21 protein-coding genes are annotated in these 22,666 nt (G+C 39.7%); 13 read left to right on the forward strand and 8 right to left on the reverse strand.

Annotation, left to right across the window (positions count from 1 at the left end; translation table 11 throughout):
- Positions 1-249 precede the first annotated feature (249 nt).
- Positions 250-567, forward strand: coding sequence for a hypothetical protein (locus QQS39_RS01230; protein WP_285805244.1), 318 nt, complete (start codon positions 250-252; stop codon positions 565-567).
- A gap of 85 nt (positions 568-652) precedes the next feature.
- Here the strand turns inward: QQS39_RS01230 and hemY are convergent, their stop codons facing one another.
- From hemY to hemC, 4 genes are read right to left on the reverse strand one after another with little or no spacing between them, the layout of a single operon-like run.
- Positions 653-1,870: a protoheme IX biogenesis protein HemY gene (gene hemY / locus QQS39_RS01235; RefSeq protein ID WP_151436661.1), complete on the reverse strand. Its 1,218-nt coding sequence runs from the start codon at positions 1,868-1,870 to the stop codon at positions 653-655.
- Positions 1,871-1,874: 4 nt separating this feature from the next.
- Complete coding sequence (gene hemX / locus QQS39_RS01240) at positions 1,875-3,113, reverse strand: uroporphyrinogen-III C-methyltransferase (RefSeq protein WP_285805245.1); 1,239 nt, start codon at positions 3,111-3,113, stop codon at positions 1,875-1,877.
- A 20-nt stretch (positions 3,114-3,133) separates the two neighbouring features.
- Positions 3,134-3,871: a uroporphyrinogen-III synthase gene (gene hemD / locus QQS39_RS01245; protein ID WP_285805246.1), complete on the reverse strand. Its 738-nt coding sequence runs from the start codon at positions 3,869-3,871 to the stop codon at positions 3,134-3,136.
- On the reverse strand, positions 3,868-4,809 hold the full coding sequence (hemC, locus tag QQS39_RS01250; RefSeq protein WP_151436664.1) for a hydroxymethylbilane synthase: 942 nt from the start codon (positions 4,807-4,809) through the stop codon (positions 3,868-3,870). The genes hemD and hemC overlap by 4 nt, the downstream gene beginning before the upstream one ends.
- A 998-nt stretch (positions 4,810-5,807) precedes the next feature.
- Between hemC and QQS39_RS01255 the strand changes: the two genes are divergently transcribed.
- Positions 5,808-8,402: a class I adenylate cyclase gene (locus QQS39_RS01255; RefSeq protein ID WP_285805247.1), complete on the forward strand. Its 2,595-nt coding sequence runs from the start codon at positions 5,808-5,810 to the stop codon at positions 8,400-8,402.
- A 68-nt stretch (positions 8,403-8,470) separates the two neighbouring features.
- Here QQS39_RS01255 and cyaY read toward each other — a convergent pair whose 3' ends face one another.
- Positions 8,471-8,788: an iron donor protein CyaY gene (gene cyaY / locus QQS39_RS01260; RefSeq protein ID WP_088494024.1), complete on the reverse strand. Its 318-nt coding sequence runs from the start codon at positions 8,786-8,788 to the stop codon at positions 8,471-8,473.
- Between the two features lie 79 nt (positions 8,789-8,867).
- On the opposite strand from cyaY, the gene lptM reads away from it, so the two are divergent.
- From lptM to QQS39_RS01295, 7 genes are all read left to right on the forward strand, one after another.
- The gene (lptM, locus tag QQS39_RS01265) at positions 8,868-9,035 is read left to right on the forward strand and encodes an LPS translocon maturation chaperone LptM (protein ID WP_151436666.1); all 168 of its coding nucleotides are present in this window, start codon (positions 8,868-8,870) and stop codon (positions 9,033-9,035) included.
- A 41-nt stretch (positions 9,036-9,076) separates the two neighbouring features.
- Positions 9,077-9,901: a diaminopimelate epimerase gene (dapF, locus tag QQS39_RS01270; RefSeq protein ID WP_109372725.1), complete on the forward strand. Its 825-nt coding sequence runs from the start codon at positions 9,077-9,079 to the stop codon at positions 9,899-9,901.
- Between the two features lie 25 nt (positions 9,902-9,926).
- Positions 9,927-10,637 (forward strand): DUF484 domain-containing protein, encoded by a 711-nt coding sequence (locus QQS39_RS01275; protein WP_151436667.1) that lies wholly within the window; start codon positions 9,927-9,929, stop codon positions 10,635-10,637.
- Positions 10,634-11,557, forward strand: coding sequence for a tyrosine recombinase XerC (gene xerC, locus QQS39_RS01280; RefSeq protein WP_151436668.1), 924 nt, complete (start codon positions 10,634-10,636; stop codon positions 11,555-11,557). Before QQS39_RS01275 ends, xerC begins: the two co-directional genes overlap by 4 nt.
- Complete coding sequence (gene yigB, locus QQS39_RS01285; RefSeq protein WP_151436669.1) at positions 11,557-12,273, forward strand: 5-amino-6-(5-phospho-D-ribitylamino)uracil phosphatase YigB; 717 nt, start codon at positions 11,557-11,559, stop codon at positions 12,271-12,273. Before xerC ends, yigB begins: the two co-directional genes overlap by 1 nt.
- Before the next feature lie 144 nt (positions 12,274-12,417).
- On the forward strand, positions 12,418-14,574 hold the full coding sequence (uvrD, locus tag QQS39_RS01290) for a DNA helicase II (RefSeq protein ID WP_285805248.1): 2,157 nt from the start codon (positions 12,418-12,420) through the stop codon (positions 14,572-14,574).
- A 195-nt stretch (positions 14,575-14,769) separates the two neighbouring features.
- Positions 14,770-15,180: a hypothetical protein gene (locus tag QQS39_RS01295; protein ID WP_285805249.1), complete on the forward strand. Its 411-nt coding sequence runs from the start codon at positions 14,770-14,772 to the stop codon at positions 15,178-15,180.
- On the opposite strand, the gene rarD is transcribed toward QQS39_RS01295, so the two are convergent.
- The gene (gene rarD / locus QQS39_RS01300) at positions 15,177-16,070 is read right to left on the reverse strand and encodes an EamA family transporter RarD (protein WP_196736820.1); all 894 of its coding nucleotides are present in this window, start codon (positions 16,068-16,070) and stop codon (positions 15,177-15,179) included. The two genes, QQS39_RS01295 and rarD, sit on opposite strands and share 4 nt — an antisense overlap.
- A 145-nt stretch (positions 16,071-16,215) precedes the next feature.
- On the reverse strand, positions 16,216-16,683 hold the full coding sequence (locus QQS39_RS01305; protein WP_151436673.1) for a thioesterase family protein: 468 nt from the start codon (positions 16,681-16,683) through the stop codon (positions 16,216-16,218).
- Positions 16,684-16,915: 232 nt separating this feature from the next.
- Here QQS39_RS01305 and pldA point away from each other — a divergent pair, with 232 nt between their 5' ends.
- The 4 genes from pldA to yigL all read left to right on the forward strand — a co-directional run bounded on the left by pldA (position 16,916) and on the right by yigL (position 21,571).
- Entirely contained in the window at positions 16,916-17,791 is an 876-nt protein-coding gene (pldA, locus tag QQS39_RS01310; protein ID WP_151436674.1) for a phospholipase A, read from the forward strand.
- 114 nt (positions 17,792-17,905) lie between these two features.
- Positions 17,906-19,735 carry an ATP-dependent DNA helicase RecQ gene (recQ, locus tag QQS39_RS01315; RefSeq protein WP_160229890.1) on the forward strand — a complete coding sequence of 610 codons (1,830 nt, stop codon included), beginning with the start codon at positions 17,906-17,908 and terminating at the stop codon, positions 19,733-19,735.
- Positions 19,736-19,753: 18 nt separating this feature from the next.
- Positions 19,754-20,758, forward strand: coding sequence for a lysophospholipase L2 (gene pldB / locus QQS39_RS01320; RefSeq protein WP_285805250.1), 1,005 nt, complete (start codon positions 19,754-19,756; stop codon positions 20,756-20,758).
- A gap of 12 nt (positions 20,759-20,770) precedes the next feature.
- Positions 20,771-21,571, forward strand: coding sequence for a sugar/pyridoxal phosphate phosphatase YigL (gene yigL / locus QQS39_RS01325; protein ID WP_285805251.1), 801 nt, complete (start codon positions 20,771-20,773; stop codon positions 21,569-21,571).
- A 69-nt stretch (positions 21,572-21,640) separates the two neighbouring features.
- Here the strand turns inward: yigL and QQS39_RS01330 are convergent, their stop codons facing one another.
- Positions 21,641-22,663, reverse strand: coding sequence for a fimbrial protein (locus QQS39_RS01330; protein ID WP_285805252.1), 1,023 nt, complete (start codon positions 22,661-22,663; stop codon positions 21,641-21,643).
- Between the last annotated feature and the right edge of the window lie 3 nt (positions 22,664-22,666).

Raw genomic sequence — 22,666 nt, forward strand, 5'->3', positions numbered from 1 at the left:
CATAAACCTAGGAATGATGCAGAGCCGATTATTCGGTGCCTACGTCCACGTTAACGATGAACATCATTCATCATCAACAGGACGAAACGTTGAGTGAGGCACCATCCGTCTGTAGACCTGATTGTATATTTATACGCCTGTATAGTTTTATACGGGCGTTTTTTTATCTATCAATCACACCTCCGTTTTGTATTCACGGCATTATCACGCTATTATCCAGCGCAAGAGTAGATTGGAGATAGCATCAATATGATAAATAAACAAAAAGCATATCTTGCACAAGAAAAACTCTTTCTTATAGAGAAGTTTGGCCCATTATTATTTTTTTTGATCCCTCTTATCATGCTTATTATTGGAGGCAAATCATGGGCTAAATATGTGGCTTTTCTTTGTCAGGGGATCGCACTGATTTATATCGTCGTGTTTTATCAAGCGAGAAAACATTATTTGGCATTTAAGCAAGAAAATGAGAAGGAAATACCCATTCGCTTTTATCGTATCGCTTGGGTGTATGTGTTTTTGACGCTATGTGTAGAAGTGGTGTTGTTATTTCAACGAGGCTTTTAAATCACATAAAAAAACCCTCAATAAGAGGGTTTTTAGATCAGTTGATTAAACGATTTACGATCACGTTCTTATCGAATGTGTTTATTTACTTTTTTTTAGGCTCTTCAAAAATGACAGAGTCTTTTTTCAGTGTCATTAATAAAGCATCTTTACGCACTTTCGCCGATTCTTCAGATTTTTTCTGTTTATCTAATGCATCAGCAAGCCACGCAAAGTCATGAACATCAGGACGTTGTTTTAACGCATTACGAAATGCTTCTTCAGCTTTAGCCCATTGTCCTTGTTGCATTGCTATCTGACCTAATGTGCTATTGAGTAATGGCGTTGGCCCATGTTGTTTAATTAATGTATTAAGCACTTTCATAATAACATTGGCATCTGTATTTTTTAAACGAGGCAATAGCAAGATCAAGCGCTCATCATATTGGCGTTTAATACCGTCTAAGATGATCGTTTGAGCGGTATCAGGATCGTTGCACTCAATAAGGTGTTCAGCCAAAACGACACGCAATGCATTATCGTGATGGACTTTACGCGGTTGTGCTTTCCACCAATTTTTCAGTCCATCACAGCCATTTTCGGACATCTTCTGTCCCATAATACCGATATAGGCTTTTTGGCGTAATTGCGCTAGTTCATCATCCGAGTGTAATGCAATTTTTTGCATGGAAGGAATGATATCAAGCAGTGCTTGCCAAGCTGCGGTTCGTGTATAAGCGACTTCTGCAAGACGTAATACTTCTGGATGGCGTGGTGCTTGGTTTAATAACTCATCAACCCCAGTACGCGCCGCATGATTTTCGTTTTGTGCTAATAAAATACGCACTCGGGTGATATCAACAGGAAGCTGATTGGTATCGGCAAGCTCCGCTGCACGTTCAAGGTGTTGCTGAACTCGGAATTCATCACCACGTTGTTGTGCGGCTTCAGCGGCTAACAGGTAGTTTACAACAGGCTGTTCTGCATAATCTGCATTACGGCTCATGAGTTTTTCTACTTCTTTAAAATCACCTTCCGCTAATTTCATTAATGCCATGCCGGTTTGTTTGCGCGCACGATTACGTTTACGGAAAGAAAACCAACTATATGCTTTAGAGCCTGTACCAATAAAACGGCGATAACTCCAACCAATTAGTAACAATGCTAATTGTAGTAAAACAAACATAATAACAAGGCTGGTTACACTGGTTTCAATATCCCAATCATCAGTTTGTATCAGTACATAACCTTGATGGCCTGCCAATAGTGGACCAAAAATAATACCTGCAATAAGCACCACAAAAAGGAGCAGTATTTTTAACATAAGCTTATTCTCCTTGTTGTGTTGCTGGTGTATCAACAGTTATGCTTTCAGCTGCAGCATCTTGTACGCTTTCAGCTCCTACGGCTTGGGCATCTTGGGCTTCAACAGCTTGTGGCTCTGTATACTCATTCTGTGCCAGTAAATTGCGGATTTGTTTTTCTACACGTTTTTCTAGTAGTGTCTGGCTCTTCAACTCTGATGGCATTGCAAGCGTAATAGGTTGTTTCTCTAATTCAGAAACAGTATCTAAAAATGCGGTTGTACTTGGATCAGAGGTATCAAAATAAGCACGTACCCAAGTAGATACCGCTTCCAGTGATTGCTGATAAGTTTCAGTTTGATGACGAGGTATGGCTTGAGAAGCAATTAATAAACGTGAGCGGATATTCTCACGTAAATAGATATCTTGATTCGGTGCTAATAAAGGAGCAGCGGCGGTATCACGGCGACGAATGGTAATAAAATCATCCATAAAGCTTTTCCAGCTTTTACTTAGATTCTCTTTCCAATCAGAAAGTGAACCTGAAATGGTTTCATCGTTCTTATCCATTGGGGAGCCATTACGCTCAAGATCAGCTAAACGGAGATTATCAATCTGATTTGCTAACTGGTTTAATTGTAAAATGATGCCATCATTATCAATCTTGGTGAGCGCCGCTAAATTGCTGATATCTTCATTAATCGCACGACGGATCTCAAGTAAACTCGGATCGTTCATTTCCGCTAAGCTACTATCAGCACCTTTTAGTAGACTCACAGCGGTCACAACATCTTGATCATTCCATAACTTACGACCTGCCATTTTTACCATAAAATCAGCTTGTGCTAATAGCCAACTTTTGACGTCTGCACTCGAAATAGCGGCAAAGCGTGTTTGTAGATCTTGAATTTGGCGCTCTGTTGTTTGGCGTTCGTTTTGTAATTTATCGATAGTTTGTTTTTGAGAGTTAAACATACTATCAATATTGTCAAAGCGCTGTTGATAGGTATTTTGGAGTTGTTGTAATTGGGCAAGCTCAGATTTGAGCGATTGATTTTCTACACCCAGCTTTGATGCTTGTTGATTGGTGTAATAGTAAAGGCTACCACCAATTGCCAAAATAACAAGGATAGCAACAGCACTTCCAATTAGACCTGAGCGCTTGTTATTAACAGGTTTGACTTCCTGATAGCGGACATTCTCATCAGCTTTGGCTGCATCTTTTGGCAAGTCATTATCATTTGTATTTTTCTGTTCCGTCATATCGGCGTCTCATTTAGGTTCTATATTAATGCATGAAATAAAGCATCATTATTGGCACTTTCAGCAACGGTGACAGTTTTCCACCCTAATGTTTTTGCTATTGTTGCTAATCGTTCACTGACCACAATTAAATGGCAGTTTAACAGCCATGCTTTTTTAGATTCAGCAACCAGATCAAAGAGTTGTTGTAACATTTCACCGCTAGTGACAACAAGCGTATCAACCTGTGCTTTTTCCCATTGAAGCGCAAAGTCTTCAGGAGAATAATGAATAAATAGGCGTTGGTAACATTCGCATTCATCAACAATTGCGCCTCGTTGACTCAATGTTGTTGCGAGTAAGTCACGACCACCGTTACCTCTAAGCAGTAATATTTGCTTGTTTTTCACCTGATTAAGTTCAGGAAGGTCAAGAAGATCTTCACTGGTTTCTCCTTGCTCAGGGTAGCAAATTGTAAGACTGCTTACATGTTGGAAATCTTTCGCTGTGCCTTGACCTATTCCATAATAGGATAGCGTATCTGGCCATGATTGTTGTAATTGATTTAGCTGCCAGTTTGCGTATGACACCGCATTTTTAGAAAGTAAAAATACACAATCACCCGCCCTTAATCCTTTTAGTTTAGCATCTAATAAAGAGAGTTCACGACCTGCGGTGATCTCTATCAAAGGTGCTTGAAAGGCTGTTTTCCCCGCCTCAATTAAACGTTGGGTTAATGCCTTTCCAGCAGGGTTAGGGCGAGTAACTAAAATACTCATGCCGGTGTGTTGCCTTGATACACTGCCGTTAAAATAGCTCGTGCACCTTTATCTAAAAGTTCTTCAGCCAATGAGATACCCGCGGTTTCAGCATTTTCTGGCGTAACTAAACGTTCGCCACGTAAAATAGTTTCTCCATCAGGAGAACCGACTAAAGCACGTAACCAAATTTTGTCATCTTGCCAAATGGCATAGCTTCCAATCGGAACTTGGCAACCGCCTTCAAGACGAGTATTCATTGCACGCTCTGCTTTAACGCAAATTGCGGTGCGTGAGTGATTGAGAGCATCTAATAGCTGGCGAGTTTGATTGTCATCTAAGCGACATTCAATTCCCACCGCACCTTGCCCAACCGCGGGTAAAGATTGCTCAGCAGATAATGGTGTGCGAATACGTTCGTTAAGACCTAGGCGCTTTAAGCCAGCAACGGCAAGAATAATGGCATCATAATCACCATTATCTAATTTCCCTAAGCGAGTACCAACATTACCCCGTAAATCACGAATAATGAGATCTGGGCGCTGTGCTTTTAATTGGCATTGGCGGCGTAAACTGGATGTGCCTACAATACTACCCGCAGGAAGTTCTGCTAAAGAATCATAATGATTAGAGACAAAGGCATCACGAGGATCTTCGCGTTCACAGATAGTCACTAACCCTAAACCTTCAGGGAACTCAATAGGAACATCTTTCATAGAGTGAACGGCAATATCTGCGCGTGATTCAAGTAGAGCAAGTTCTAACTCTTTTACAAATAGCCCTTTGCCACCTACTTTAGCTAAAGGTGTATCTAAAATGATGTCACCTTTAGTGACCATCGGTACTAATTCGACGACTAAACCTGGATGAGCAAGTTGTAGTTGTTCTTTCACATAAAGTGCCTGCCACATAGCAAGAGGGCTTTGGCGGGTAGCAATACGGATGGTACTTTTTGACATAATAGTATTATCTCTTCCGAGCGATTAGCGATATTTTTGTTTAGAAATAAGGCATTGTTTTAACACTTTAAGGCTTCATTTTCCAGTTAAGGCGCTTTGCGTCATAATAACAATGAAAGAAATGAGGTCATTATCGAAAAAGAAAAAAAGAAAGAGGAAATAAAAAATAAGCAATTTATTAATAGATACTATCGGGTTTAGTTATTTTCAGAATTTTATTCTTTTTATATCTATATAAAAAGTGTGGTTATTTACAAAATTAAAACATCACGTTAATTTTATTAACATCTGATGCGCGAGAAGTGAAATAAATATTATGTTTAATCTGAACGTATTGATAAAACAACTATTATTTTAAATTTACTTACCTTTCTTATTATTTTCTAATATATAAAAACACGATAAATTTTAACAAAGTTATTATTAAATAAAAGAAAGAGAAATAATAAAAATAAAGAAAAGAATTTAGCCTTAAATTAAATAAATAATTAATAAAGATTGAATATTATTTTAAATATTATTATCGCAACATTAAAAATAAAACTCTTATTTTAAGTGTAAAAATAAAAAAATAATCAAAAAGAAGAAATAACTCATGATTATCAATCAGTTGTTTTTACTTTTGCTTTTTTATCTGTTTTTTATGTTTTATCAGAATTTATTTTCAGTTTCATCATTAAGTAAACAGGGGTTTTTGTGGGGTAAAGGGAGGATTGAGAAATTTTTTCCATCATTTTTTCTGTAAATAAAATGATTTATCCTTATGATTATAAAGATATTTATTTGATGGCTTTACACGATTAAGCGCTTAAATACCATTTTTAGATCTTGGTGCTATATTTTGAGTTCCTCTTTACGCCTTGCGCTCAAGGTGTTAAATTGATCACGTTTCCGAGATTTTGTTAGTAAAGTTTTATCTATTAATATTACCTAACTCAACCTTGGTCACTTATAAACTCAGATTCTACTATCTTCTTAGTATTGTTCAGGCGAAACTCTTGTATCTTTATATTGAAACACTGAAGCAACGGCTGGATGCGATTAATCAACTCAGACTGGAACGAGCATTTGCATCGATGTGTGATGTTTTTAAACAGGTCTATGGTTTAATTCCTGTTTTATTGCATTACCACCATCCTGAGTTGCCCGGCTACTTACAAGGAAATGTTCCTCACGGCACATGTTTCTTTGAACCTGATGACATGCAACGTCAATGGGCGAATAAGCTGGTTAACGCATTATGTGATGATCCGATGGATGGATACGCCAATGGAGAGTTGCCAATTACTGGCATCTATTCAATGGGGAGTACTTCTTCTATTGGTCAAAGTCACTGCTCTGATATTGATATTTGGGTCTGCCATCAATCATGGCTGGATCAAGATGAACGTGCGCTTTTACAACGCAAATGCCAATTGATTGAACAATGGGCAGGCGAGTTAGGTATTGATGTTACGTTTTTCCTAATTGATGAAAATAGATTTCGTCACCATGCAAGTGGTAGCTTAGGTGGAGAAGATTGCGGTTCTACCCAACATATTCTTTTACTTGATGAATTTTATCGTACAGCGGTACGCCTAGCAGGTAAGCGCTTGTTATGGGCGATGGTGCCTGTTGAAGAAGAACATCATTATGACGAGTATGTTAACTCTCTTTATGCTCAAGGTGTATTAACGCCAAATGAGTGGCTAGATCTCGGGGGATTAGGTGAACTTTCTGCTGAAGAGTACTTTGGCGCAAGTTTATGGCAACTCTATAAAAGTGTCGATTCACCTTATAAAGCCGTACTAAAAAGTATTTTATTAGAAGCCTATTCAGCGGACTACCCTAATGGGAAGTTGCTGGCATTAGAAATGAAGCAACATCTACATCGTGGCGAAATCGTTAATTACGGTTTAGATGCTTATTGTATGATGCTGGAGCGCGTCACTCGTTATTTGGTTTCTATTAATGATTTAACCCGCCTTGATCTTATCCGTCGCTGTTTCTACCTGAAAGTGTGTGAAAAATTATCTAACGAAAAAACACAAAACGAACCTGAAGGTTGGAGACGACAAGTCTTATCGCAATTGGTTACTCAATGGCAATGGGATAATGAGCGCTTAACAGTACTCGATACGCGTGATAGTTGGAAAATCGAGCGTGTGCGTGATGCACACAATGAGTTATTAGATACGATGATGCAAAGCTATCGTAATCTTATCCGTTTTGCGCGTCGTAATAATTTAAGTGTCAGTGCAAGCCCGCAAGATATTGGTGTTCTAACACGTAAACTTTACGCGGCGTTTGAAGCATTACCCGGTAAAGTCACACTGGTTAATCCACAAATCTCACCTGATTTATCAGAGTCACATTTAACCTTTATTTATGTACCACAAGGTCGAGCAAATCGTAGCGGCTGGTATTTATATAATCGCGCCCCTGATTTTGAAAATATCGTTGGACATCAACCATTAGAATATAACCGCTATTTAAATAAATTAGTGGCATGGTCTTACTTTAATGGGCTGTTAACAAAAGAGTCTCGAGTTTATATTCATCAAGGAGAATCCTCTTGTGATGAAATTAAACTGCATGAATTAGTTAGGGATATGTCGAGCCATTTCCCAATTCGTCTACCTGCACCAACCCCGAAAGCACTGTATAGCCCTTGTGAAATTAGACATCTCGCGATTATTGTCAATTTAGAAACCGATCCAACAGAGAGTTTTTCTGATCAAGTGGTTCACTTTGATTTTAGAAAGCTCGATGTCTTTAGTTTTGGTGAAAAAGAGCAGTGTCTTATTGGTAGCATTGATTTGTTGTATCGTAATTCTTGGAATGAAGTTAGAACCCTTCATTTCAGTGGTACACAATCTATGTTGGAATCGTTAAAAACGATATTAGGCAAAATGCACCAAGATGCCGCTCCACCAGCCTCTGTTGAAGTATTTTGTTATAGCCAACATTTGCGCGGTTTAATTCGTACTCGTGTTCAGCAGTTAGTTTCAGAATGTATTGAATTACGATTATCAACAAATCGTTTAGAGCCGGGGCGTTTTAAAGCGTTACGCATTGCCGGACAAACGTGGGGATTGTTCTTTGAACGCCTCAATGTGTCGGTACAAAAATTAGAAAATGCTATCGAATTTTATGGGGCGATTTCATATAACAAGCTTCATGGATTGCCCGTTAAATTAGATAAGGACGCCCGCTATTTACCTGCGGTGATCGATGGTTTTGCTTGTGAAGGGATTATTCAATTCTTCTTTGAAACCACAGAAGATAATAATGTCTTTAATATCTATATCTTAGATGAAGCAAATCGCGTTGAAATCTATTCCCATTGTGAAGGGAGTAAAGAAGAGTTGGTGAAAGATGTTAGCCGTTTCTACTCTTCATCCCATGACCGATTCACGTACGGCTCCAGCTTTATTAATTTTAATCTGCCACAGTTTTATCAAATTGTGAAAGTGGAAGGATCAACGCAAGTGTTACCTTTTGCAGGTGGATCCTTTGGTAAATTATCCGATCTGGGTAGTAAAGAAACGCAACCTGAAATGAATGCTGTTGCCCACGGATTTACAGATTATAAAGCGGTGCAACACTCTTAATTAAGTACCAGACAATAAATATAAATGGGAGCTTTGATAGCTCCCATTATTGTTATTAACCGTGCTTCTTAGAAAGAAAAAGCTTCCCCACTTTGTTCTGTTATTGCTTGTGCTAGCATGGTTAAAAATTCACCGCCACTTCTATCACAAATCCATTGTTCATCTTTCCAATCAAAGTGATAGCCACCAGAGCGTGTCGCTAACCAAACTTGATGAAATGCTTCCTGGCGATTAATAATAATTTTGCTATTATTTTCAAAGGTTAATGTCATTACACCGCCATTGATTTCACAATCAATATCTGCGTCACCTTCATAATTATCAATAGTTTGTTCTATTTCTGACAAGAGTTCGTCAGCTAATTGGTGAAATTCACTGTCGTTCATCTTCATTTCCTATTTGCTTTTCGAGATCTAACTGCGATTATAGAGGATATTAACCAAATAAATGACAGGCAGATTTCGAATGAAAACGTATTTACGTTGCACTCTTGCTATAATAACACTGATTTCTCTTTCTGGTTGTGGCTTGAAAGGCCCGCTTTATTTCCCTCCTGAAGATACTCAGGCAAAAATGACACAGTCATCCCAGCCAACCCAGCAAGTTGAGAGCGACTCAACTCAGACCAATTAGTCAATCTTAGAAACGGTAATTTCGTTTCAGGCAGGGGCAAGATGCAATTTTCAAAAATGCATGGTCTTGGCAACGACTTTATGGTGGTCGATGCTGTGACTCAAAATGTTTATTTCTCACCAGAATTAATATGTCGATTAGCGAATCGCCATACTGGTGTTGGATTTGATCAATTATTGGTGGTTGAAGCACCTTATGATCCTGAACTCGATTTCCATTATCGCATTTTTAATGCTGATGGAAGTGAGGTTGCACAGTGTGGTAATGGTGCTCGTTGCTTTGCTCGATTTGTGAGATTAAAAGGTCTTACAAACAAAAGAGAGATAAAAGTCAGTACGCAATCTGGCAGAATGACCTTGCATGTTATGGATAATGACGATGTGTGCGTCAATATGGGCGAGCCTGAATTTGAACCTCAAAAGGTTCCTTTCCGTGCGCAAAAGGCAGAAAAGACCTATATTATCAGGGCAATGGAACGCACTGTATTATGTGGTGTAGTTTCAATGGGAAATCCACATTGCGTTATTCAGGTTGAAGACATTAAAACAGCAGAAGTTGAGTTGTTAGGACCGGTGTTAGAGCAACATGAACGTTTTCCTGAACGTGCTAATATTGGTTTTATGCAAATCGTAGACAGAAGTAACCTTCATTTGCGGGTATTCGAACGTGGTGCTGGTGAAACAAATGCCTGTGGTAGCGGGGCTTGTGCAGCTGTCGCAATTGGTATTTCACAAGGTTTATTAGATAAACGTGTGAAAGTCAATTTACCGGGTGGATCATTGCTAATTGAATGGAAAGGAGAGGGTAACTCTCTTTATATGACTGGGCCTGCGACACATATTTATGATGGGATCATTCAGCTATAATATTATTTTTTGAGAGGCTATCTGTATGACGGATAAAAATGAGCAGTTCTGTTGCCCTGAAACCAACGAACTTAATGATCAACAAGTGATCCATTACCTCAGGGAACATCCTGGTTTTTTTATCCGTAATGCAAGCTATATTGAGCAAATGCAAGTTCCTCATCCGGTCAGAGGAACTGTTTCTTTAGTCGAATGGATAATGTCACGCCAACGTAACCGCATCCATTATCTTGAAGAAGATATGCGTTTGTTGATAGAACAAGCCTCTGAAAATGAAGCACTGTTTAGCCAACTCTTATTATTAATTTCTGAACTATCCAACAGTGCTTCTCTTCACGAAATGCTAGAACGTTTAAACCTTTGGGCTAAGGGATTAGGGCTTTATTCAGTTCAATTACGCCTATTTACCGATCGTTGGCAATTACAGCCACCTTTAGATGCACAAGATCTCCCATTATCTCGCCAAGCATTTGAACATTTCCGTATTCAACGTATGGGTGATGATAACCACTATTTAGGTACATTAAATGGGCAAGAGATAATGCTATTGATGCCTAATGTACGACGCTCTGGCTCCGTAGCGCTTTCATTGTTAGGGCATTATGGTGATTTGGGCGTGATTATTTTTAATAGCCGAGATAACCAACATTTTCAGGAAGGGATGGGTACAGTAATGCTGGATAAGCTTGCCCATATTTTACCAGAATTGTTACTTCGTTGGATCGCAAGGCAATGAATCAACCAATAGATATTCCAGAAACACTCTCTACCGCTATTGAACAATTCCTGCGTTATATTCAAGTTGAGCGCCGATTAAGCCCTGTCACAGTAGAAAATTACCATCGCCAACTGATTACATTAGCGCAAATGATGGTGGCGATGAAAATCACACAATGGATATCGCTTGAAAGCCAACATGTACGCATGTTATTGGCGAAAAGTCATCGTAGTGGGTTACAACCGACTAGCCTTGCTTTGCGCTTTTCGGCGTTACGTAGCTTTCTTGATTGGCAAGTGGCACAAGGAATGTTAGAGGTTAATCCAGCAAAAGGCATTCGCACACCGAAATCGGGTCGTCATCTTCCTAAAAATATGGATGTCGATGAAGTTAGCCAATTGATGAATATCGACTTAAAAGATCCGCTCTCTGTTAGAGATAGAACCATGCTGGAAGTGATGTATGGTGCGGGATTACGTCTATCAGAATTGACTAACTTAAATATTAGCGACATCGACATGAATGAAGGTGAAGTTCGTGTTGTAGGTAAAGGAAGTAAAGAGCGAAAAGTCCCGCTGGGAAGAAAAGCGCTAGAGTGGCTACAAAATTGGTTTCCGATGCGCGAGCTATATGCACCTGAGGATAAAGCTGTCTTTATCTCAACCCAAAGCGGTAAGCGTTTATCCGTGCGCAGTGTACAAAAACGGTTTGAACTTTGGGGGATTAAACAAGGACTAAGTAGCCATGTGAATCCTCATAAATTACGTCACTCGTTTGCCACACATTTATTAGAATCCAGTGGTGATTTACGTGCTGTACAAGAGTTATTAGGGCACGCTAATTTATCGACTACTCAAGTTTATACCCACTTAGATTTTCAGCATTTAGCGAAAGTCTATGATGCTGCTCATCCGAGAGCTAAGAGAGAAAAATCATAATGCGCTTTTACAGAACTCTGACGCCAATTGCAGCGATGACTTTTGATTTAGATGACACGCTGTATGACAATGTGCCAGTGATGGACAAAACTGAAAAAGAGACGCTGGATTTTATTCGTCAATATGATCTGCGTTTTAATCATTTCACAGAAAAAGATGTGAATGCCTATAAAAAGCCACTGCTAGAAAGCAATCCTGATATTTTTCATGATATTACACAATGGCGTTGGCTTGCGGCTAGAAATATGTTGTTAGATTACGGCTACAGTGAAGCCAAAGCACAGCAAGGTGCTGATGAAATTATGGCGCACTTTGCTTATTGGCGTAGCCACATTAATGTGCCTAAAAATACCCATCAAGTTCTCACTGAATTGGCGCAAAAAATCCCATTAATTGCGATCACAAATGGTAATGCAAACCCATTAAGTTGTGGTTTAGGGCAGTATTTTTCACATATTTTAAAAGCTGGCCCTGATGGTCGCTCTAAGCCTTATCCTGATATGTTTGATAAAGCCTCTTCACTGTTAAATCTTCCACATGAGAAAATTTTACATGTGGGTGATCACCTTGTAACCGATGTCGAAGGTGCCGTTAATAGTGGATTACAAGCGTGCTGGATTAACCTTGATAATCGTAGTTTGTTTGAAGAAGGTGAAACCAGAGTAATGCCACATATTGAAATTACAGATTTAAGCAAACTGATAGAATTGGTTTAATGTGATATTCGGTAAGAATGGCACAGATAAACGAGGCTAAAAAAGGCTTTATTTTGCATAGCGCGTAAATTCCTGTTAGTTTGTTGCTTACTCTCTATTTCTGTATATATCCACAGTATTTTCTTCACTAAATGATTGGTAATTATGGACGTCTCATATCTGCTAGAAGGTCTTAACGATAAACAGCGCGAAGCTGTAGCCGCACCTCGTATTAATATGCTGGTGTTAGCTGGCGCAGGCAGTGGTAAAACACGGGTGCTGGTACATCGTATCGCTTGGTTATTATCTGTTGAACAAGCTTCTCCTTTTTCAATTATGGCAGTGACGTTTACCAATAAAGCTGCCGCAGAAATGCGTCATCGTATTGAAGACTTAATTGGTACAAGCCAAGGCGGTATGTGGATTGGCACTTTCCATAGCCTTGCTCATCGTTTATTACGCGCACACTATCTTGATGCAAATTTGCCACAAGACTTCCAAATTATTGACAGTGATGATCAATATCGCCTTATTCGCCGTATTGTTAAGTCAATGAACCTTGATGATAAACAGTGGCCCGCACGTCAAGGCATGTGGTATATCAACGGTAAAAAAGATGAAGGCTTACGTCCTCAGCATATTCAAACCTATGGCAATCCAGTTGAAACTACATGGTTAAAAGTATACCAAGCATATCAAGAAGCCTGCGATCGCGCAGGGCTTGTGGATTTTGCAGAGCTTTTATTGCGCGCTCATGAACTTTGGTTAAATAAACCACAAATTTTGGAGCACTACCAAAATCGCTTTACCAATATTTTAGTGGATGAGTTCCAAGATACTAACCGCATTCAATATGCGTGGATAAGAATGTTGGCGGGTCAATCTGGTAAAGTGATGATTGTGGGGGATGATGACCAATCCATCTATGGTTGGCGTGGTGCGCAAGTTGAGAATATTCAAAATTTCTTAAATGAATTTCCTGGTGCAGAAACCATTCGATTAGAACAAAACTATCGTTCGACAAGTAATATCCTAAAAGCGGCGAATGCGTTAATTGCCAATAACAGTGACAGATTAGGTAAAAATCTGTGGACTGAAGGTGCCGAAGGGGAGCCTATTTCGCTTTATTGTGCTTTTAATGATCTGGATGAAGCGCGTTATGTAGTCGGTCGCATTAAGCGCTGGCAAGAAGAAGGCGGTGCGCTGACAGATTGTGCCATTTTGTATCGTAGTAATGCGCAATCTCGTGTGATGGAAGAGGCGTTATTACAAGCTGCAATGCCATACCGTATTTATGGTGGTCAACGATTCTTCGAACGCCAAGAAATCAAAGATGCACTTTCTTATATGCGATTAACAGCTAATCGTCATGATGATGCTTCTTTTGAGCGTGTTGTGAATACACCGACACGAGGCATTGGTGATAGAACCTTAGATATTGTTCGCCAAGTGGCAAGAGAGAATCAAATTACCTTATGGGAAAGTGCATTGCAGGTTATTGAACATAAAATGCTTGCAGGACGAGCAACCGCTGCAATTCAACGATTCCTAGAACTGATTGAAACACTCGCTTCTGAAACGGCAGATATGCCATTACATGTACAAACAGACCGAATTATTCGTGATTCAGGTTTGAAAGCGATGTATGAGCAAGAAAAAGGTGAAAAAGCACAAGCTCGTATTGAAAACTTAGAAGAGCTGGTCACTGCGACTCGCCAATTTAGTTATCAAGATGAAGATGAAGACTTAATGCCACTGCAAGCATTCCTTTCACATGCCGCATTAGAATCAGGCGAAAGCCAAGCTGATGCATATCAAGATGCCGTACAGTTAATGACACTTCACTCGGCTAAAGGGCTAGAATTTTCACAAGTCTTTATTGTGGGCGTAGAAGAAGGCATGTTCCCAAGTCAAATGTCGCTAGATGAAGGTGGGCGTTTGGAAGAAGAGCGTCGCTTGGCTTATGTTGGTGTCACTCGAGCAATGAAAAAGTTAACACTCACTTACGCTGAAAACCGCCGTTTATATGGAAAAGAAGTCAGTCATCGTCCTTCTCGTTTTATTGGTGAGTTACCGAAAGAGTGTGTTGAAGAGGTGCGTTTACGCGCCACGGTTTCCCGCCCTGTTAATCATAGCCGTTTAGGGACGCCAATTATCAGCAATGATAGTGGCTATTCGCTAGGGCAACGTGTGAAACACCCCAAATTTGGTGATGGCACCATTATCAATATTGAAGGCAGCGGTGAACATTGCCGATTACAAATCGCCTTTAATGGTGAAGGTATTAAATGGCTGGTGGCAGCATTTGCTCGGCTAGAATAATCCTCGATTAGAGTGAGTTGGCAAAAAAACGCCAGAAACCCTCGCCCAATGTGGGCGGGGAGTCGTCACCACTGCTTCAATATAAAAAAACACCCTTATTTATTTGATAGATAAGCTACGGTGTTTTTTTTAAGGGATGTTCAAGGTGGTTACTTAATAATCTCGTTATCTATTCTTATTTAACGGGATTAATTGATGAAACTCTCTAGCATATTCTTTCATACCGATTCTTTTGTCGCACCTAGCACACAAATTTCTCCTGTTCCTTTTTCTAGTAATGAATTACTGATCGAAAATACGGAGGAAGTCTTTTGTGATACTTATCATCCCAGTGAACCTATCAACGAATTTGAAGAAGATTTGTATTGTAAGTTATTGAGACATCAGCGTGATTTTGTGCCTCGTATTAATCTCTATTACAGTGTTGTGATTAACCATATTCAATTGATTAATAACGCAATATCAACATCATTTAGGTGTTCATATCGCTATGTAAACGAGATATCAAAGAGTGCGCATTCATTAAAGAAGGACAAGAAGAAAAAACTCTCTTCCGCTTTTACACAAATCAGTAATTTAGCGGAAGAGCGAGTTTTAGAAGGTTAGCTGCGTCTTAAACGGCGTTGTGTATAAAGTGCATCAAGCGTAAAGAGGATCAGTGCAACCCAAATAAAGCCGAAGGTGACGAGCCTTTCCGCATCAATTTTTTCGCCATATACCATTGTGGCAAGAATAAACATCAAGGTTGGACCAATATATTGGAAAAAGCCCAAGGTTGATAAACGCAGATGATGCGCAGCTTCTGTAAAAAGCAGTAATGGTACGGTTGTAATAATACCGGCTGCAATTAACAAGGTATTTAATGACCAACTATTTTCAAGCATATTGCTAGTCGGTGAATGTGTGAAAAATAAGATATAAACTAATGCCACAGGGAATAGCCATAATGTTTCTACCAACATACCTGTTTGTGCATCGACACCCAATTTTTTACGCAGTAAGCCATAAAGACCAAAAGTCACAGCGAGGCTTAATCCAATCACGGGCACTGAACCAAAGTGCCAGAGTTGAATAAATACACCCGTAAAGGCTAAACCTACCGCTACCCATTGCATACGACGGAAGCGTTCACTCAAGAAAAGCATGCCAAACAGTACGTTAACCAGTGGGTTAATAAAGTAACCAAGGCTGGCTTCTAGCATATAACCGTGGTTAACCGCCCATATATAGGTAAGCCAGTTTGTTGCGATAATAACGGCAGTCAGCGCTAAAAGAAGGATTTTTTTAGGTTGGCGTATTAATTGGCGCAAATAAGGCCAATGACGACTAATAGTCATTAAAATCAGCATAAAAAAGAACGACCATAAAATACGGTGCGTTAAAATTTCTTCTGCGGGCACTTCTTGAATGCTTTTAAAATAGACAGGGGCAATACCCCAGATCAAATAGGCGCCTAAGGCACATAAAACGCCTTTCATCGTGTTTTTCTGGCTCATGCTATCTCTGGAATTGATGGAAAGGAAAAGTGTGACGGGGCTATCATACCCAATGACATTATCTAATGTGTCATTAGGCATGTGTTTTTACAAGTAATTAATACTAATCTAAGCATCATCGCGCACAATGAATTTTAGCAAAGGCTTAACCTACAATATAGGTCGCTGTCCCACTCGCAATATGAACTTGTTTTTCATTATGTAATTCAACACGAGCAACAGATACTTTATTACCACTGCGTAAAATATGGCTACTTGCCGTAAAACATTCGCCACGTCCCGGTCTTAAGTAATCAACACGTAAATCAATCGTGCCCATGTTAGCGAGTTTTTGTTCGAGTTGCTCTTGGGATATTGGTGCTAAACGTGTTAATGCGTTACCGACACAAACTAACCCGGCACTAACATCAAGCACAGAAGCGATTAGCCCACCATGTAAGATACGTTGAGCGATATTACCAACAAGTTTATCTTGATATCGAAATTGAATTTCCGCGTAGTCTTGTTCAAAGCGGACTAGCTCTAGGCCGATTAATTGATTAAAGGGCATTTTATAAACAAAAACATGACCAATAAGTGTTTGAGCCTCTTCTAATGTTAACAGTTTTCCCATTTTTAGAACCCCTGATATCACGTTATTAAGTTAATACTATGTTAATAATACATGACAAAATCGTAATTGCACATTCGTGCTATAAATATAATGGTGTGAAAATATACGAGATTTAATGGCAATTACGTGTAAAATATGGGCGTTAAAGTGCAATAAAGCACATATATAAGAGCTAATTCTAAAGTAAGTACTAACTTTTATATTATTCAATAATGAAACAGGATAACTAACTATGCGTTACATCCGTTCTTTACTTGCGGTGGTTTTATTCTATCCAGCATGGGGATTTGCATCCGAAATACAAGCATCATCATCTCCTGCACCGCTTGTTCAGGGCAGTATCATTTCTGGTTTATTACAAGAATACGATTCACCTTTTGTTCTTTATCCTTATGAATCCAATTATATTATTTACACTGATACCTCTGATATGAATAAAGAGGCTATTCAAAGTTATGATTGGGGTAATAAGGCTAAAAAAGATGAGGTGAAATTTCAGCTCAGTTTGGCCTTCCCTTTATGGCGCGGCATTGCGGGTGAAAACTCTGTTTTAGCCGCATCGTATACCCAACGCTCTTGGTGGCAATTAAGCAATAAGAAAGAATCTGCCCCTTTTCGAGAGACAAACTATGAACCGCAACTTTTTCTAGGTTGGGCAACAGACTATAAATTTGCGGGTTGGACACTTCGTGAAATAGAAACCGGTTTTAACCACGAATCAAATGGCCGTTCTGATCCCACATCTCGTAGTTGGAACCGTGCTTATGCACGTTTTATGGCGCAAAAAGGCAATTTACAGCTTGATTTAAAACCTTGGTATCGCTTTAGTGAAAGCGCTCACCGTGATGATAATCCAGAAATTAATCGCTATATGGGCTATTACCGTTTAAAAGCAGGCTATCGTTTAGGCGATAGTGTGATCACGGCAACAGGGCGTTATAACTGGAACAGTGGCTATGGAGCGGCTGAATTAGGCTGGAGTTACCCAATTACTAAGCATGTACGCTTTTATACCCAAGTATTTAGTGGTTATGGCGAATCAATGATTGATTATAATTTTCGTCAGACACGGGTCGGTGTTGGCGTGATGCTTAATGATATGCTGTAATTTTCTCCGTTCTGGGGTAGCATAGCGCTATAAATGATGATGGCACCTGCACATTGGTGCCTTTTCTTTTACTCCTCATCATAGTTTTTATCAGCAGCTTTTCAGAGGAACGGCGTGTCCACAGCAGAAGTTCTTAATTCAATGCCATCAGCACAGGCTATTTTGCGAGAAACCTTTGGTTATCAGCAATTTCGCCCTGGTCAGCAAGAAATCATCCATACCATTACAACTGGGAGAGACTGTCTCGTTGTGATGCCAACAGGGGGTGGTAAATCCCTTTGTTATCAAATTCCCGCATTATTGCTTGATGGGCTAACTGTGGTTGTTTCGCCACTTATCTCATTGATGAAAGATCAGGTCGATCAACTTTGCCTGCATGGTATTGAAGCCGCTTATTTAAATTCAACCCAAACGCGTGAAGAGCAGTTTGATGTTCAAATACGTTGTCAAAAGGGTGAAATAAAACTGCTGTATATTGCCCCTGAACGTTTAATGATGGAGAGTTTTCTTCATCAATTAGTGCAATGGAAACCCGCATTACTCGCTGTTGATGAAGCACACTGTATTTCACAGTGGGGACATGATTTTCGTCCTGAGTACCGCGGTATAGGGTTATTAAGACAATATCTTCCTGATGTTCCCATTATTGCACTGACGGCAACGGCGGATAATACAACACGTTACGATATTATTAATCAGCTAGTGTTGCGTGATCCTTTGATTCATATCAGCAGTTTCGATAGGCCAAATATCCGCTACACTTTAGTAGAGAAATACAAACCGCTTGATCAACTTTGGTTATTTATTCGCGGTCAGAAAGGAAAGTCCGGCATTATTTACTGTAATAGCCGCAGTAAAGTCGAAGAAACCGCAGAGCGCCTGAGTAAGCGAGGGTTAAGCATTGCGGGTTATCACGCAGGAATGGAAATTGCACAACGAGCTAAAGTACAAGAAGCTTTCCAGCGTGATGATTTACAAATTGTCGTTGCCACGGTTGCATTTGGTATGGGGATTAATAAACCCAATGTTCGGTTTGTGGTTCATTTTGATATTCCGCGAAATATTGAATCTTATTACCAAGAAACAGGGCGTGCAGGGCGAGATGGATTGCCCGCAGAAGCGGTATTATTTTACGATCCTGCCGATATGGCGTGGTTGCGTCGTTGTTTAGATGAAAAACCAGAAAGCGATCAAAAAGCAATTGAAATGCATAAGCTTAATGCGATGGGCGCATTTGCTGAAGCTCAAACATGCCGACGCTTAGTGTTACTAAATTACTTCGATGAACATCGACAAAATGCCTGTGGTAACTGCGATATTTGCCTTGATCCTCCTAAGCAATATGATGGTTTAGTGGATGCACAAAAGGCATTGTCCTGTATTTATCGTACTGGTCAGCACTTTGGTATTGGTTATATTGTTGAGATTTTAAGAGGTGCGAATAATCAGCGTATTCGAGATTCTGGACACGATACATTACCTGTCTATGGTATTGGGAAAGCGCAAAGCCATGAACATTGGGTGAGTGTGATCCGCCAGCTTATTCATTTAGGTATGGTGACACAAAATATTGTCCACCGCTCTGCATTACAACTGACAGAGATGGCGAGACCCATCTTACGTGGTGAAGTGCCATTACAATTAGCCGTACCTCGATTACTAAGCCCGACAAAAAGCCGTAATCAACAAACAAAAAATACGCATAGACAGTACGATAGAAAATTATTTGCGAAACTACGTAAATTGCGTAAGTCTATTGCTGATGAAGAAAATATCCCGCCATTTGTCGTCTTTAATGATGTCACATTGATTGAAATGGCAGAGCAATGCCCCGTTTACCCTGATGAATTATTATTAATAAACGGGGTTGGACAACGAAAATTAGAACGATTTGGGCCAGCGTTTATGACACTCATTCGTGACCATATTGAGGGCTTCGAATAACGCCAATAAGGAGAACCAATGACAACCACTCTGTTTAAATATTCGTGGTTATCGCGTGAAAAGCAGTTTTCTGCATTCACGAACGGCGCCTTATTGGATTTTTGGGGGCAACGGGAAGAAGGGGCGTTTGTTGGCGTGGATGGTGCAAAAATTCGCTATGTTCATTGGCGTTCACCATCGCACAATAAAGCACTGGTTATTGCTTCAGGCCGTAGTGAAAGCTATGTAAAGTATCCTGAAGTTGCATTTGATTTCTTTCACTCAGGCTATGATATCTTTCTTCTCGATCATCGAGGACAAGGTCTTTCAGACAGACTATTAGAAGATACGCAAAAAGGGCATGTAGAGAAATTCAGTGATTATATCGATGATTTCTCAACGTTTGTCGATACGATAGTGTTGCCTTTTCAATATCAGCATTATTTTGCATTAGCTCATTCCATGGGCGGTGCTATTTTAGCGGGATATCTTCTAAAGCAAACTCATGTATTTAAAGCGGCGGCATTAAGTGCGCCGATGTTTGGTATTCGATTACCTATTCCTCGCTGGGTGGCTAATTTTTTGGTTAACCGAGCAGAACAAAGTCAATCTGAAAGAAATAACTACGCGGTATCAACAGGTAAATGGTTTCCACTGCCCTTTATCCTTAATGTGTTAACACATAGCCATGAGCGATATCGCCGGTATTTACGTTATTATGCTGATTTTCCAGAACTACGATTAGGCGGCCCAACTTATCATTGGATGGGAGAAAGTCTAAAAATGGGAGATTGGTTAATTGAACATGCGGGAGAGATTAGTACCCCTCTATTAGTGCTCGAAGCAGAGCAAGATAAGGTGGTAGATAATCAAGAGCTAAGGGCTTTCTGTGAACGTTATAGTCAGTCCAGAACAAGAGAAGAAAAACAAAAATTGCCACTGGTGATTGAGGGTGCGCATCATGAAATCTTGTTCGAAATAGATAAGCTACGCTCACAAGCATTAAATGAAATCTGTGAGTTTTATGATAAGCATTTATTTTAATCAGGAATGTGTATGTATTCGATAGTCGCTTCAGATCTTGATGGCACACTGTTATCACCTAATCATGTATTAACTCCCTATACGCAAGAAACCCTACACCTACTTATTAATAAAGGTGTGCATTTTGTATTCGCAACAGGTCGTCATCATGTTGATGTTGCTCAAATTCGTGATGGATTAGGCATTAATGCCTATATGATAACCTCTAATGGCGCACGAGTGCATAACACTCATGGCGACCTTATTTTTAGCCAAGATCTGGAGCCTGAAATTGCTTATGACTTGGCTCTAATGGTTTTTGATCACCCTGAAATTGAAACTAATATTTATGCTGGCGACTACTGGTACGTTAATAAAGAAATGCCAGGAGCTTGTGAGTTTTTCCGCGAATCGGCTTTCAATTATGAATTATTTTGTAAAACCGGATTTCCGACCACCAATGTCTGTAAGGTGTTCTTCACTTCTGAAGATCATGAGCTATTGCTGACACTGGAAAGTGAAATTAATCAGCGTTGGGGTGATAAGATCAATGTGAGTTTCTCACTGCGTAATTGCTTAGAAGTAATGGCTGGTGGCGTATCTAAAGGTGAAGCGCTTGAAAAAGTGGCTAAATTGATGCAACACACTGCCAAAGATGCGGTTGCATTTGGTGACGGTATGAATGACAAAGAGATGCTACAAACAGCTGGTAAAGGTTGCATTATGGAAAATGCGCATCAGACATTAAAAGATTTACTCCCAAATATGGAAGTGATCGGCACTAATGCTGATGAAGCCGTGCCTCATTATTTACGTAAATTATATCAAGTGTGATCCCTTCGAAAAAAGAAAAGGCGAACAACGTAATATTGTTCGCCTTCTTTTAAACTGACCAAACTCAATTTAGTGATATTGCAAAGTAAATTGCAATGTACCGTTTGCTTTACCCGCAGTCGTGGTATCCGTGGTTTGAATATAGCCTGCTTCTAATGGAATAGCATAATGACCTGCGCTGTTATTCTTTTCACTAACAGTCATTAACTGACCTAATTTTATCGGTTGATTTTGATATTTAACCTGAATGCCATAGCCTTTGGCTGTATTGCTATCGGTGGGATTACTTAAACCAATGGTTCCTGCGGTTTGTTGCTCATCGGGCACACCATCAAATCGAATTTTGATTGGTGACACAGGATCACAACTCAAATCAATATTAAAATTTTTGATGCTCTCTGCACTGACAGAACCCACACCATTAAAGCTTGATTTAGGAACTGCACCGAGTGGAACATTAATGTTGTTATTCACAACATCACAGCCACTAGAAATAATGTTTAAAGACGATAGATTAATTCTAGGTTCAGTTTTTCCTACATAGTCACTGGTGATAAAGCCATTATTGTAGATAATAAGCATAGCGACCCATGAAGCAGGGATCGTTTGTGATGTTACATTATCGCGTAATTTATAAAGCTTCATTTCTAATGAAACAGAATAATTGCCACTGGTCGCATTGGTTGAGCAAATAAGGCGATTACTGTAGTTACCATCAATGTTTTGCTGACCATCGACATAAGCAGAGCCATTGCAACTCCCGCTAATGGTGCCACGCAAGGTATAACCCACACCACTACTGTTAAGCTCTTTGACATAAGCACCATTGACTCTAGGGCTTGATGCGTTAAAAGAGCCTGGTAAATAAATACCGGGTCTTACTGCACTTCCAGAAAGGTTCCACCATGTCCATGCATTCATCGTTCCTAATGGAATGGTGGCGATCTCTGTTAAAATCGGCGCTGAACGTGAGACATAAATAGGCGCTGAATAGGTGACGGTTTTAGTGGTAAGGTCTGCCCTAAACTCTGCAAATGTGCTTGATGTATACAAAATAGCAGACAGACAACCAAGAGTTATATATTTATTCATTGT

The organism is Proteus appendicitidis, from assembly GCF_030271835.1.
In the GTDB taxonomy this organism is placed as follows: domain Bacteria; phylum Pseudomonadota; class Gammaproteobacteria; order Enterobacterales; family Enterobacteriaceae; genus Proteus; species Proteus appendicitidis.

Bases quoted from the DNA above. Each gene is read 5' to 3' on its own strand.
- hemY (WP_151436661.1), bottom strand. From the start codon at position 1,870: ATGTTAAAAATACTGCTCCTTTTTGTGGTGCTTATTGCAGGTATTATT.
- hemC (WP_151436664.1), bottom strand. From the start codon at position 4,809: ATGTCAAAAAGTACCATCCGTATTGCTACCCGCCAAAGCCCTCTTGCT.
- QQS39_RS01275 (WP_151436667.1), top strand. From the start codon at position 9,927: ATGACGGATAAAAATGAGCAGTTCTGTTGCCCTGAAACCAACGAACTT.
- QQS39_RS01295 (WP_285805249.1), top strand. From the start codon at position 14,770: ATGAAACTCTCTAGCATATTCTTTCATACCGATTCTTTTGTCGCACCT.
- QQS39_RS01230 (WP_285805244.1), top strand. From the start codon at position 250: ATGATAAATAAACAAAAAGCATATCTTGCACAAGAAAAACTCTTTCTT.
- pldA (WP_151436674.1), top strand. From the start codon at position 16,916: ATGCGTTACATCCGTTCTTTACTTGCGGTGGTTTTATTCTATCCAGCA.
- yigL (WP_285805251.1), top strand. From the start codon at position 20,771: ATGTATTCGATAGTCGCTTCAGATCTTGATGGCACACTGTTATCACCT.
- dapF (WP_109372725.1), top strand. From the start codon at position 9,077: ATGCAATTTTCAAAAATGCATGGTCTTGGCAACGACTTTATGGTGGTC.
- lptM (WP_151436666.1), top strand. From the start codon at position 8,868: ATGAAAACGTATTTACGTTGCACTCTTGCTATAATAACACTGATTTCT.
- uvrD (WP_285805248.1), top strand. From the start codon at position 12,418: ATGGACGTCTCATATCTGCTAGAAGGTCTTAACGATAAACAGCGCGAA.
- hemD (WP_285805246.1), bottom strand. From the start codon at position 3,871: ATGAGTATTTTAGTTACTCGCCCTAACCCTGCTGGAAAGGCATTAACC.
- QQS39_RS01305 (WP_151436673.1), bottom strand. From the start codon at position 16,683: ATGGGAAAACTGTTAACATTAGAAGAGGCTCAAACACTTATTGGTCAT.
- yigB (WP_151436669.1), top strand. From the start codon at position 11,557: ATGCGCTTTTACAGAACTCTGACGCCAATTGCAGCGATGACTTTTGAT.
- xerC (WP_151436668.1), top strand. From the start codon at position 10,634: ATGAATCAACCAATAGATATTCCAGAAACACTCTCTACCGCTATTGAA.
- pldB (WP_285805250.1), top strand. From the start codon at position 19,754: ATGACAACCACTCTGTTTAAATATTCGTGGTTATCGCGTGAAAAGCAG.
- hemX (WP_285805245.1), bottom strand. From the start codon at position 3,113: ATGACGGAACAGAAAAATACAAATGATAATGACTTGCCAAAAGATGCA.
- QQS39_RS01330 (WP_285805252.1), bottom strand. From the start codon at position 22,663: ATGAATAAATATATAACTCTTGGTTGTCTGTCTGCTATTTTGTATACA.
- rarD (WP_196736820.1), bottom strand. From the start codon at position 16,070: ATGAGCCAGAAAAACACGATGAAAGGCGTTTTATGTGCCTTAGGCGCC.
- cyaY (WP_088494024.1), bottom strand. From the start codon at position 8,788: ATGAACGACAGTGAATTTCACCAATTAGCTGACGAACTCTTGTCAGAA.